This window comes from Oceanobacter sp. 5_MG-2023 (assembly GCF_030548165.1).
Lineage (GTDB): Bacteria > Pseudomonadota > Gammaproteobacteria > Pseudomonadales > Oceanobacteraceae > Oceanobacter.
Genome location: NZ_JAUORS010000025.1, coordinates 1 through 13,600 on the forward strand (window position 1 = coordinate 1; position 13,600 = coordinate 13,600).

Annotated in this window: 8 protein-coding genes; 2 read left to right on the forward strand and 6 right to left on the reverse strand. The window is 53.3% G+C overall.

Features of this window, described 5'->3' with window-relative positions; all coding sequences use genetic code 11:
* Positions 1-148: 148 nt before the first annotated feature.
* From Q4551_RS14165 to Q4551_RS14190, 6 genes are all read right to left on the reverse strand, one after another.
* Positions 149-5,038: a biotin carboxylase N-terminal domain-containing protein gene (locus Q4551_RS14165; RefSeq protein ID WP_303434522.1), complete on the reverse strand. Its 4,890-nt coding sequence runs from the start codon at positions 5,036-5,038 to the stop codon at positions 149-151.
* Between the two features lie 164 nt (positions 5,039-5,202).
* Entirely contained in the window at positions 5,203-6,414 is a 1,212-nt protein-coding gene (fabB, locus tag Q4551_RS14170; RefSeq protein ID WP_303434523.1) for a beta-ketoacyl-ACP synthase I, read from the reverse strand.
* Positions 6,415-6,656: 242 nt separating this feature from the next.
* Positions 6,657-7,457, reverse strand: coding sequence for a phosphatase PAP2 family protein (locus Q4551_RS14175; RefSeq protein WP_303434524.1), 801 nt, complete (start codon positions 7,455-7,457; stop codon positions 6,657-6,659).
* Positions 7,450-9,105, reverse strand: a complete 1,656-nt coding sequence (locus Q4551_RS14180; protein ID WP_303434525.1) for a glycosyltransferase family 39 protein — start codon at positions 9,103-9,105, stop codon at positions 7,450-7,452. Before Q4551_RS14180 ends, Q4551_RS14175 begins: the two co-directional genes overlap by 8 nt.
* 5 nt (positions 9,106-9,110) lie before the next feature.
* Entirely contained in the window at positions 9,111-10,187 is a 1,077-nt protein-coding gene (locus Q4551_RS14185; protein WP_303434526.1) for a glycosyltransferase family 2 protein, read from the reverse strand.
* 112 nt (positions 10,188-10,299) lie between these two features.
* Complete coding sequence (locus Q4551_RS14190) at positions 10,300-11,247, reverse strand: lysylphosphatidylglycerol synthase domain-containing protein (RefSeq protein ID WP_303434527.1); 948 nt, start codon at positions 11,245-11,247, stop codon at positions 10,300-10,302.
* A gap of 163 nt (positions 11,248-11,410) precedes the next feature.
* Between Q4551_RS14190 and waaC the strand changes: the two genes are divergently transcribed.
* The gene (gene waaC / locus Q4551_RS14195) at positions 11,411-12,427 is read left to right on the forward strand and encodes a lipopolysaccharide heptosyltransferase I (RefSeq protein WP_303434528.1); all 1,017 of its coding nucleotides are present in this window, start codon (positions 11,411-11,413) and stop codon (positions 12,425-12,427) included.
* 124 nt (positions 12,428-12,551) lie between these two features.
* A complete protein-coding gene (locus Q4551_RS14200; RefSeq protein ID WP_303434529.1) occupies positions 12,552-13,361 on the forward strand; it encodes an MOSC domain-containing protein in 810 nt (269 codons plus the stop codon).
* The last annotated feature ends 239 nt before the right edge of the window (positions 13,362-13,600 follow it).

Below are 13,600 nucleotides of genomic sequence, written 5' to 3' on the forward strand. Positions count from 1 at the left end.
AGAAGTAACAGAAGTAACAGAAGTAACAGAAGTAACAGAAGTAACAGAAGTAACAGAAGTAACAGAAGTAACAGAAGTAACAGAAGCAAAACTTCCGGTTATCCGCTCAAGTGAGCTGATAACCGGAGTCATGATCATTTGTCGACTGTTATTCCTGGATCGGCTTGACGACGTACAGCAAGTCACCCTGATTCACCTGTTGGCCATCGGAGTTCATGATACGGGTAACCTTGAACTTCTGATTGGCCGGGTACAGGTCAGCGCCAGCGCGGTTGAACTGTTTCAGGCTCAGAGGGGTAAACATTTTCATGGCTTCCATCAGGCAGAGCGTGTGCTCAACGTCGATGATATCGCCTTCCTTGACGAAGGCCGGTTCGCTGGGCGAAGACGAGCCATAGAAGATGCTGGTGGTTGGCGACAGTACTTTCAGTTCATCCGAGCCTTCGATCTTCAGGGCAGAGGCGTCGACGGCATTGGCTGAGAGGTCCGCTTCTTTGTCCACGTCGGCGATCAGTTCATCCAGATCGATGCGATCGAGGAATTTCGGCAGATAACCGGTATCGTAAATCCCATTGCGGAATACCTCATCATCCAGAACGCGTTTGGCCGTCGGGATGTTGGTGCATACGCCAGTGATCTTGACGCGATCCAGGTATTCACGCAGCTTGGCAATGGTGTCGTCCCGGTCTTCGCCATAACAGATAATCTGCACGATCATGCTGTCGTAGAAGGGGGATACCTGTTTGCCAGCAGCTGCCATGGAAATCAGGTCGATATAATCTTCCTTAGGCAAGACGCATTGCTGAATGGTGCCCGGGGTTGGAACGAACTGCAGCTCTTCACCCTTGAATACCGGTTTCTCAGCATTGATACGTACTTCAATGGCATAACCTTTGGAGACCGGTTTCAGGTCGGCAATGGATTCACCTTCAGCGATCTTGAACTGGGTGGAAACAATGTCGATGCCAGATACCCATTCGGTCACGGGATGCTCAACCTGCAAGCGGGTGTTCATTTCCATGAAGTAAATGGTGTCGGCGTCGAGGTCGAATATAAATTCAACCGTACCGGCACCGACATAATCGACAGCATCGGCCAGCTTGGCAGCAAAGTCGTAAGCAGCTTGTTCCAGTTCGCGCGGTAACATGGTGGAGCCAGATTCTTCAAAAATCTTCTGGTTGTTCCGTTGTACCGAGCAGTCACGCAGACCGAGAATCTTGGTATTGCCATGCATGTCGCGCAGCACCTGGATTTCGATATGGCGCAGGGAAGTGACAAATTTTTCCAGATACACGTCGCCGTTACCAAAAGCGGCTTTGGCTTCAGTAGAAATCTGGTGGAACAGGGTATGCATCTTGTCGGCTGAATGAACAACCTGAATACCTTTACCACCACCGCCGTGTACGGCTTTTAACAGCACCGGATAACCAATTTCATCTGCTACCGCTGCCGCATTGGCTGAGCTGGTCAGAATGCCATGAGATCCAGGTACTACAGGTACCTGTACCCGCATGGCGGTATTGATGGCGTTGGATTTGTTACCCATGGTTTCCATTGAGGAAACGGCCGGGCCAACAAAGTTGATGTCGTGGTTACCACACAGGGCAGCAAACTGGCTGCTCTCTGAAAGGAAGCCGATCCCTGGGTGCAACGCCGTCACATTTTCGTGGTGCGCTACCCGCAGTACGGATTTGGCGTTCAGATAGGATTCGTCCGGGGTGTTACCACCGATACACACAACGCGATCTTCAGGCCCCAGCATATCGACCGGTACTGATTCCATATCCGGGTCAGACTGTACCAGAACGACCTTGATATCATTTTCCTGTGCCTTGCGGATCAGTTTGACTGCGGTACAGCCACGGGCATGAATCAGGACTTTATCGATTTTGCCAAATTTCTTGGTGGCGGTAGAGCCTTTACCGGTGTCAGGTGTCAGGCGTTCGGCACTGACATAACCCTGTAATACACGCTCCAGTACATCATTAACAGAGTGACGAGCCACTGGCATATCCGGATCAATGGCCCGGAGCTGGTCATCCAGGGTGTCAAAGAACGGGTGACGTACCAGACCGTCCATGGATTGGGGTGACACGGACAGGTAGTTGGACAGGGTGCAGGTGCTTGGCAAGTAAGAGGGCACAACAATCTGGCCAGCAAATGGCATATTGGTGCCGGAGAAGTAATACGTTTGCGCCAATGGATGGGTGACAAAGCTGGCTTGTGCTCCACCGGTACAGTCGCCAAAGCCGAACACCACCAGTGGTAATTCGTTGTCACGAACAAAGCGGGTAATTCGATCGTTGGTCACTGCCATGGAGAACAGTGCTGCAGCGCCTTCTTTGGTTTGCATGCCACCGGAAGAGACAAAGCAGACGATGGGCAAATGCAGCTTGGCGCATTCGACCATCAGTTTGCAGAATTTCTCGGCCGCCGCCATATCAAAGGCACCGGCCTGGAAGTCCAGGTTGGATACCAGAGCGCCCACTTGCTGCTCGCGCTCGCCAATATGAATGGTGCCAATACCGGTAATCACACCGCAAGGTTGGATATCTTTTTTCAGCGCTGTTTCGATTGAGCTGCGGAAACCCGGGAATGATGTCGGGTCGGCGGACATCAGGCTGCTGTTGAGCTCCTGGAAGTCGCTGAAAAAGCGCTCGATCAATGCGTTGGGCGAGGTTTTTTTCTGGCGTTTGGTATCGTCCAGAACCTGCTGGATCAGCAAGTCATGGTAGGCCATGGTCAAGCGGTTCCAGAAGTCTTTACGACGACCAATGGAAACCGGGTTGATACGGCCACTGTAGGCTTTGCCTTCCTGGTCTGTTGCGTGGTACTCGGGCAACAGTTTCTCGAAGATAAAGGTAATGACTACAAACAAGGTGTCAGACAGGCGTGGGAAGGCCAGTTTTTTCCACTCTTCAACGGACTTGAGGAAGGGACCGCGTTGGCTGCTCTTGATAAAGTAGCTCAGCCAGTGGGTAAAGGATTCCCGTTCCTGTTCGGTATAGGTGTCTCCGACCGTGGCTTCGGCCAGGGATTTTTCCAGCAGGGCCTTGAGCGATTCCAGTGACAGGGCACGGGCTTCGTTGGCTTCCTTGGCAACGTTCACCAGGTTGTTGATGAAGTTGTCATACAGTTGACCAAACACCAGCATGTTCTTGCAGACTTGTGTGAACTCGTAACGGAGTTCGTCATGCAAGATGGCATCCAGAATGGTGATATCAGGATGCTGTGGGTTCTGGATGTTTTCCTGGCGAAACTGGATGTAAGGCGCCAGAGATTCTTCCAGAATGCGGCGGTTGGCTTCTACCCGAGCGCTGCTTATGTCATTGGCAAGGGCATCGGTCCGGCTGGAAAGCTTTAACTCGGTGCGCACGCTTTCCGGGATCAAGACACCCTGCAGGATAATATTCAGGGCAGAGGCAATGGATTGCTTCAGGGCACCTTTGGATTTTTCCTTTTTCAGGCCTTCGGTCAGTTCCTGATGCACATCGTGCGGTAACTGTTCGCGAATATAGCTTGCCAGCGGGTGGGGATTGTTCTCGATAAAATGTGCAACGGCCTGAGTGTCGAGAACGTCATCAGCACGGATCAGGAAGCGGCTTTGTTTGTAATCTTCGAGGTAATCCAGCAGCCCCTGGAAGTTGACCGGGGCATCGGATTTCCAGCGATTGAACAGGTACAGGCCAAGCTTGAAGCACAGTTCCTGCTTGGATTTCAGGTAATTGTTTTTCGGCTCACCGAGGAACAGACGGACAATCGTCGAGCGGCTCTCGTCACGATCTTCGTATTTGCTCCAGAAGGATTTCCAGCTTTTATGCAGGGCATCGTCATAGACGATTTTTTCCGGTGCCTGTAGCCAGTTCTGGAATTTGCGTTTGGCTTCTGCAGCTTGACGCTGTTGCAGTTGGCCTTCCGGAATCTCTTTTTCTGCCAGACGGCCGTAGTTTTCAACGGTGCTGGAGTGAATGCGGCGGCGCAAGGTCAGGTAACGGGTGTAGCGGTACGTCAGACCAAACACGTTGATGTGTTCGGTTGGTGTTTCGGCAAGAAAGAAGTTGGCGTCTTTTTGCAGTTTTTGCAGGTTGTCGGATGGCGTCAGGAAGCGGTCTACCGACTGCTTGTAATGATCCATCATATACGGGTGATTTTTGGCAAATTCAGCCGCATTGCTTTCGATCGATTGAACGCCGGTCACAATGGCCTGGTGCAGGTTAAAACGTTTTTCGTCTGCATCGGACGGGGCGTAGTCAATAATGCCATCAATAATGCCGGCTTTGCGCAACTCATAGCCGGAGACACCGACGTATTTGGCGCATTCTTGCCAGGACAGGTTGTACTTGCGAGCAATGCTGGCCAGACCCTGAGGCTGAATGGTGTTAAAAATACCATCACGGATGGTCAGCAAAATGTTGGTGGTTGCCAATGGAATGGCACCACCAGAATAACCGGCCCCCCAGATAATGCCTAATGTGGGCACATCCTTGTTGGCCATTTCGGTGATCAGGTGAGAGATGCTGTGCGCCTGGTTGCCAGCGTTGGCTTGTTCTCCGGCATCGGCTCCCGGGGTGTCAATAAAAGTGACAATCGGCATGGCGCGCTGGGCATAGGAGCGTGCCAGCTGGGCGGCCCGGTTGTGATGGGACGGTCCCCAGGAACCATTGCTGTGTTCACGGTTTTGACAGATAAAACCGACGCGGCGAATTTTGCCGTTAAAGTCCATATCGGCTTCTGTGGCGTACAATGGACCGTCGTCTACTTCAGTAATAACACGCAGAATCAGATGACCAACCACTGATTTGGCACCGGGGCGCTGGTTGCTTTCGCTGGGAGTAACAACCTGCTCGATATATTCATCGATGTTCAGTGTACTCAGGCGAGCCAGCTCGGTTTTGCAATGCTTTGGATCGACCAGCCCTTTGACGCTATGGTCAACGGCGTTGTCCTCATATTCAGGGAAGAGAGAGGAATCTGCCGCAAGTTGTTCAGCGATTTGAAACAGCTGGTCTATTTCTTTAGGTTTGTTTTGTTCAGACATGGTTGATCAATTCCGTAATATGCCGATCATCGGGCTGAGCTGGCAGGGTACTTACCAGACCAAACAAGCCCGAAACTACGGTCGGACATAGTTCGAGCGCAGAGACGGGCTGTTAAATGCGAATACGGGAGCAACTGCGCTGGTGCCTTGCTCCCAGATCAGGCTCAGAGAGCCTTGAATATCAACGCCGCGTTGGTGCCGCCAAAACCAAAACTGTTGGACATCACAGTTTTTAATTCGGCGTCACGGTTGTCGCGAACGATCGGATAATCACTGGCCCCTTCATCGAGTTCAGAGATATTGGCACTGCCAGTGATAAATCCGTGTTTCATCATCAAGATAGAATAAATAGCTTCTTGTGCGCCAGCAGCACCCAGAGAGTGGCCAGTCAGGGATTTGGTGGAGCTGATAGGAGGAACCTGGCCATCAAAGGCCAGACCAACGGCTTTCAGTTCAGTGATATCACCTGCCGGTGTGCTGGTGCCGTGGGTGTTCAGGTAATCGATGGTTGGGTTGCCAGCCATTTGCAGGGCATCTTTCATGCAACGAACAGCACCTTCACCGGATGGGGCGACCATATCGGCACCATCGGATGTAGCGGAGTAGCCAATCAGTTCAGCGTAGATTGTTGCACCACGAGCAACGGCATGCTCGTACTCTTCCAGAACGACCATGGCACCACCACCGGCGATAACAAAACCGTCACGGGTGCTGTCATAGGCACGGGAAGCGCTTTCCGGTGTGTCGTTGTACTTGCTCGACAACGCACCCATGGCATCAAACTGCATGGAGAGCGACCAATGCTCCTCTTCACCACCACCGGCAAAAACGATGTCCTGTTTGCCCCATTGAATCAGTTCCATACCGTGACCAATACAATGTGAACTGGTGGCACAGGCCGACGTCATGGAGTAATTCACGCCCTTGATGCTGAATGGCGTGGCCAGGTTAGCCGATACTGTAGAGCCCATGGTGCGGGTGACGCGGTAAGGGCCAACCTTACGGATACCCTTGGTGCGCAGGATATCGACAGACTCAACTGTATCGCTGGTGGATGCACCGCCGGAACCGGCAACCAGGCCGGTGCGGGGATTGCTCACCATCTCTTCACTCAGGCCCGCATCTTCAATGGCTTCTTTCAGTGAAAGATAGGAATAAGCCGCAGAATCACCCATAAAACGGAAGAGTTTACGGTCGATGTGTTCCGAGAGGTTGATTTGGGGGCGGCCGGCAACATGGCTGCGCATCCCCTGCTCAGCATATTCCGGAATAAAACGGATGCCGGAGCGCTGCTCACGCAATGATGCCAGCACCTCGTCCTTGTTGTTTCCGAGGCAACCAACAATACCAATACCTGTAACTACCACTCGACGCATAACCAGATCTCTGAACAGTTTATTGTTTGTGCTTTGACGTGCCAGTGTACGACAAACACGTTGAATTATTGTTTCAAAAAGAAGTAATGAACCGTCTAAAGGCCCAATTTCCATGAAATTGGCGGTTACTATATAGCAGACGGCAAAAATGGATAAAGAAAAATATCCTTAACTGAGAATCGGTAATCAAATGTCAGAGCCGATTGCCGGCTGACAATGTCGCCAGCCCAGTCGTGTTGATCTCAATCAAGGGATGATGGTGTTTTGGCTTGCTGCACTCTGGGCCACCAGAATTTTGCGGCGGCAGTGGCGAGTGTGACAAGCGCCATCACCGTCGCCAAGAGCCGGGTATCGGGGTAGCGGCTGTCAAAAAAGGGCATATAGACGGCTGCAATGGTTAATAATGCCGCCGAGCTAAACAAGACCGCCGGGCGACGCAACCAGGCAAATGCTTGCACCAGCCAGGCAGACAAGCAAGCCATCAGAATTCCGCAGGCTGACCCCACCAGTACATCGAGTGGCCAGTGGGCACCAACGGCGATACGGCTGGCCGCTGCCAGCAGGGCAAGAGTAAGCAGAGGCATTAGCCCGCGCGGTGGTACAGCCAGAATTACCAGGGTCCAGGCGCCCAGTGCGGTAAACGAATGGCCAGAAGGGAAGCTGTGATGGCGCAATACCGGGCCAATAATCTGAAAACTGTCGGATACCAGTACCGCCGCAGGGCGGGCAGCATCAAACAAGGCTTTGCCGCCGTGCACAAACAGAGTGCCGAGTACCAATAATAACAGGCTGGGGGCGAACAGGGCCGGGCGGAAGCTGGCGACCAGCAACAACAATGACATGGCAAAGACCGTATCGGCGGTGAAGGTCAGATTTGCCCACAAGGCATTGGGGAGCAGGCCAGCATCCTGATTCAGCATCAGAAACAGGGCCGCATTGGTGCCGGTTAAAGCGACCACCAGAGCGAACAGCAATAACAGAGCGGCTGCTACCAGTAATGGCAGCAGATGACGGCGCGCTAGTGGCAAACAGGTATCAGTCATCAAGGGTCTCTGTTGCTGGAGGCGGTGTTTGTTGGGTTGCCGCTGCCGGGTCATGAGTGGAGATCGGTTCGGCGGCCTCGCCTGCGGTGTTATCCGGCCGGCGAATAATAACGATGGGGCCAGACTGGAACAGCAGCTGGTAATCATCGATTTTCTGGACGCGGTCGATCCGGCCAAAACCGATCTCACCGGGCTCCAGTGACCGGCGTGGTGTTACCCGGTCGAGATAGACGTTAAAACTGGGGGTATCAATTGACTGGGTGACCACATCAAGGCCCAGCTGGCGCACAAACATCGCTGCGTCATGAATAGGGCGTTGTTGTGCTTCACTGAAGGCCGGAGCGAATACATACCAGACAAACAGGGTCTGCAGTGCTCCAGTAACCAACAGACCGTGCCAGATAGGCAGACGCTTCCAGAGTATGGCCAGGAGTGAGAGCAGGCCAAACACCGCTGCAATAATGGCAAAATCCTGATTGACGTAGAGAGCGGCACGTTCCGCCGTTTCGATTTCGATCGGATTGGTCAATCCAGCCTTGATCGAAGGGATCAGTAAGGGAAAAGCCGCCATCAGCGCAAAAAACAGCAAGGGCAGTATGGCGACCAGCCAACGGCGACGCAGGTGAAAGCGATAACGGGCCATCAATAACACCAGCGGCGTGCAGCCATACAATATGTAGTGGGGTAATTTGGTGCTGGCAAGGCTGAACAGGATCAGGACAAACAAGAACCAGATCCATAAAAACCGGTTGAGCGGCTCCCGCGTAACACTTGTGATGCTGGGCAGCATACGCAGCAGCAGCGGCCCAAAAGGAGCCAGCACAAAAGGCAATACCAGTGGGTAAAACAACAAGCCACCATCATGACCTTCCATGGCATTGTTAAAGCGATTGACGTTGTGTTTAAAGAAAAAACCGTCAATAAACGCCTGCCCTTGAGCCAGGTATTCGGTGATGTACCAGGGTGCCGCAATAACCAGAAACAACAGCCAGCCCGGTACAAAAAACAGTGCTTTCAGCAGGGCAGTACGCTGGCCACTCCAGAGATAAAAAATCACACTGACCACCAGGGGAATCGCGACGGCGACCGGCCCCTTGGTAAGTACACCCAGTGCCATCAGGGCATAGATACCGTAAAGCACCTGTCGGGTACCGGGGAATTCAGGCTGCACCAGGCTGAGTTGGCTGTGGTGATACATCAACAGCAACGTAGCGGTGAGAATAAGGTTGAGTAACGCATCCGCCGTGGCCACGTGGGAGATCATATTGATGCCGAGGGCGCTGGCACAGATGATGGCAGCGGCGATGCCGGTATCGCGGCTGATATAACGACGCGCAAAGGCAAACACCGACAAAGACCAGCCAATTCCTGCCAGCACAGAAGGCAAGCGGAAAGCCCAGACCTCCGTGCCAAACAGGGATATCGAGATGGCTTGCAGCCAGTAAATCAGGATCGGTTTGTCGAACCGTACCCGGTCGTTCAACCAGGTCGTGATAAAATCGCCACGCTCAAACATGCCGCGAGTGGCTTCACTGAAAGCGCCTTCGTCATGATCAAACAGCAAATAGCCGCCCAGATTAAGGGAAAAAAATCCGATCAGCACGGGCAGCAACCACAGCGGCAACGCTGTGGGGAGTGGTATTTTCATCGCAATCAGCCCTGACTGCTGACGTCGTTATCTGAATTGGCTTCAGGAGTGGATGCTTCAACAATCACCTGGCCGGGAGCCGCCCAGCAGGCTTCCTTGTCGTCGGAAGCGCCATCGCGATTATAGATAATATACTGATGCTGCTGCCGCTGTGATGACTCAAAGTAGGTACGTGAAATGAGCTCAGACATGACGCCGGTGGTAAGGAATTGCAGCGCCGCGATAACACAGACCACCGCGATCAGAAAAAGAGGGCGGCTACCAATATCTTCACCAAAGCCGAACTTGATCACTGCCAGATACATTAATAACAACGTACCAATTGATCCCATGCCCAAACCGATCATGCCAAAAAAGTGGCCTGGACGGGCGCGATAGCGCATAAAAAAGTAAACCGACAACAAATCGAGAATCACCCGGAAAGTACGGGAAATGCCGTATTTGGAGGTACCTGCGGTGCGGGCATTATGGGTAACAACAATTTCACCGATCCGGCTGGGAGGCACAACCGCAGCGACCCAGGCAGGGATAAAGCGGTGCATTTCACCGTACAGGCGTACTTGCTTGATAATGGCAGCCCGATAGACTTTCAGTGAGCAGCCATAGTCATTAATCCGTACACCGGTAATCTTGCCGATCAGGCGGTTGGCGATGCGAGACGGAATTTTGCGCATCACCAGGTCGTCCTTGCGATTTTTACGCCAGCCGGTGAGCAGGTCGAGGTCTTTTTCGATCAGGTGATCAATCATGCGGGGAATATCGGCGGGATCATTTTGCAGGTCACCATCCAGCGTGGCGATCATCTCACCTCGAGCCTCGTCGATGCCCGCCTGCATGGCAGCTGTTTGGCCAAAGTTACGGCGTAATTCAATGACCCGGACATGAGGACCATATTGTTCCGCTTCGCGGTGCAGTGCCTGGGGGGTGCCATCGTTACTGCCATCATCCACCACCAGTAGTTCCCAGTAACCCTGATAGCTGATCAGGGCTTCATGTACCCGGGCAACCATGGGGCCGACATTGTCAATTTCGTTGTACATGGGAATAACGATGGACAAGGACGGCTTGCTACAATCTATCACGGGGTTACCACTCTGCAGACTTTAAAAGTCCGCGGATGATACCCAAAAGCGCCGAGTGATAAAACGAGGCAACCGTTGCATAGATGCAATTAATCTTTCAACACCTGGATACCTAGGTATTTGTACTGCTGCGCCGATTGCCCAAGCGGCTGGTGGCCAGGGTGATTATGGCGGTCAGCAGCAGGGTGCAACCGAGTACAAAGAGATGCAGGTTAACAGCCGCGGCCAGGACTGCTGCGGTGTCCAGTTGCCAGGGCAACAATCCGGCGACAATACCTGCTTCGTAAGTCCCTGCACCTGCGACACCATGAATCGGCAGAATACTGCTGAGCTCTCCGGTACTGGCACCGACCCAGGATTGCCCAAAACTGAGTGTAATAAATTGTTGCAACACCCAAGCGTAAATTGCCAGCTTTAGTACCCAGTTGACCAGCGTCCATAACAAGGCACGAATAAACGGCCAGGGCGACGAAGGCAGGGCCTGCATCAGGTCAGCGAGTTTGTTGGCAACGGAACCCGGGTGACTGGCTAACAGCTGACGGATACGATTCTGTACCGGTAAAACCAATAACGGTAAAACCAGCAAGCCAGCTTGCCACAGCCAGACATGTGCGGGATCAACGGAGATCGGGTTGCCGGGCAGATCACTCAAGGTCCAGACCGCCAGTGCCAGCAAGACATAAAGATCCAGCAGCCGTAGCCATAACAGCGCAGGCAAGCTATGGCGTACCGGGCAGCTGAAATGGGTTTTCATCAGCATCGGGAATGCCGCCTCACCGCTGCGCATGGGCAACAGATTGTTAAAAAAGTTATGTAATACGGTAATGCGGGTCAGCCGCCACCAGTGGCCGTGGCAGTATGAATTAAAAAAGTCGTAGAAGCGGAATGCCCGCAGCAAATAGCTGACCAGCATCAGGGTGACTGCAACGGCCAGCTCTGCCGCCGATATCCGTTGCCAGCTGGCCAGTACTGCGATCCAGCCATAACTGCGTTCAACCACAACGACAAAGACCAGCAGAATGGCGAGGCTTATCCAGAATTTCCACGATCTGAGCAGCATGTAATGACGGTTCCTGTGAGCAAGGCGGGTGAGGTTTGCCGGGGCAGCGATACTTGCGCTGCCGGTGGGGCTTGTCAAGAAAGGCGTGTCCGGGGAGCAGCAAAATTTGCATCCTGGGCAGGCAGGCGGTACTTTCCGCGCAACTGTGTAGTTGGGTGCTGTTGTGAAAATTCTGCTGATTAAAACCTCATCATTGGGGGATGTCTTTCATACCTTGCCTGCCTTGGAAGATGCTCGCCGGGCCTTGCCTGGTTTATCGGTCGACTGGGTGGTCGAGGAGGCTTTTGCAGATATTCCTGCCTGGCATCCGGTGGTCGACAAGGTTATTCCGGTGGCCTGGCGGCGTTGGCGCAAGCAGCCGCTGGCAGCGCATAACCGGGCGGAAATGCGCGCGTTTTACCAGCAAATGAAATCAACCCGGTACGATCTTGTGATGGATGCCCAGGGATTGATTAAAAGTGCGCTGATTACTCGACTGGCGTGTGGTCGCAAAGTAGGGCTGGATCGTCACAGCGCCCGGGAACCTCTGGCAGCACGAGCGTATGACCAGACTCTGTCTGTGGCGCGAGGGGAACATGCCATCCATCGCTTGCGGCGCTTGTTTGCGATGGCACTGGGCTACGATGAAACACAGTACCCCTTCAGCTATGGGGTGGATCGCCATCGCTGGCAGGCTCCGGACATAGAGGCCAGTTATTGGCTGTTTTTACACGGCACAACCTGGGTCACCAAATTGTGGCCGGAGGATTATTGGCGTCAGCTGGCAATGGATGTGGTTGCCAGTGGCCGCCAGGTGGTATTGCCTTGGGGTAATGAAGAAGAACATCAGCGGGCAATGGCCATCGCTGATGGGGTGGAGGGTGTCAGCGTACTACCTCGAATGGGATTGGACTCCTTGACTGCCTATCTGGCTCATGCTGAAGCCATTGTGGGAGTGGATACCGGCTTGAGCCATGTGGCCGCCGCTCTGGAAATTCCGGCAGTGGCTATTTATGGTGCTACCGATGCTTCCCTGACCGGGGCCCTGGGGCCTGCCATGACGGTATTAAAAAGTGATTACTCATGCGCCCCCTGTTTGTCAAAACGCTGCCTGCACCCGGGAAGCGGCGATATTCAGCCGCCGTGTTATCAGCAGATAACTCCTGCAGCAGTGATGCAAGCAGTACTGGCAAGGATGTGAAGGGGGTGGCGACGGCCTGTGGTTGCCTGCCTCAATGGGCATCATGGCAAGTCTCGATTGGCGTCTGTATGGCTTTTTGTGGCATCGTTATTTTTTACCAGAATATGTCAGCCGGAGGGCTACCATGACAGCGCAAACCATAGAGATTGCTGATCTGTATTTGTATCCGGTCAAATCCTGTGCCGGCTATCGGGTTGATCGTCTGACCTTTGATCATCAAGGGCCGGTAGGAGATCGTCGCTATATGATTGTTGATCCGGAAGGTGAGTTTTTGACTCAGCGCCGGTTGCCTGTGATGGCGAGTATCCAGACCCGGTTGCAGCAAGGTGTGCTGACTCTGGGGATGGATGGAATGGAAGACCTGGTGGTTGATCCTCCCAGTGCCAGTAGTCGGCAGCTGACCGTTTCTGTCTGGTCGGACAAGGCGAAAGCACTGGATTGCGGAGATCTGGCGGCCAACTGGCTGACGGAAGTATTGGGCAAACCGGCACGACTGGTGTTTATGCCGCCCGAGAGTCATCGTCAGGTCGACCGGGGGTGTGCCAGCGTCGGACAGTGGGTTGGTTTTGCTGATGGTTTCCCTTTGTTGGTGACCAGTGAGGAGTCCTTGGCGACCTTGAGTCAAAGTGCTGGGCTGGACATCGATATGCTGCGCTTTCGGCCCAATGTGGTGGTACGGGGTGGGGAGGCATTTGCAGAGCAGCAATGGCAGGCTTTGACTCATGATGAAGGGCAGTTGTTACTGGTCAAACCCTGTGAACGTTGTGTGATACCGACTCGAGACCTTCTGACCCAACAGCGCCAGCCTGACGTTGTGGCGGCTTTGAAGCAGCATTGCCTGATTGATCGACGCTTGATATTTGGACAAAACGCGCTGGTTGAGCGGATTAAGGTGTTGGCGGCAGGGGATTCACTGGCTGTCGTGGTGGCCTGATGGTGTGGCGTTTGGCAACTTTGTCCGCTGTTGCGGGTGAGCACTGAGCTGACGAGGGTGAAATTTGCGACTTTAGTGTCATCAGCACGATGGATGAAAGGTGAAATACGATGAGCCTGCCGGGAAGTTTCTTCTGGATATCTGTTTTTTCTCGCTATGTTATATAGCCATTGGTCGGCTTTACTTTTGTCTGGCTGATATAAAAAGTATTAAAGCCGGTCTGTTGATATGGCCAGTCA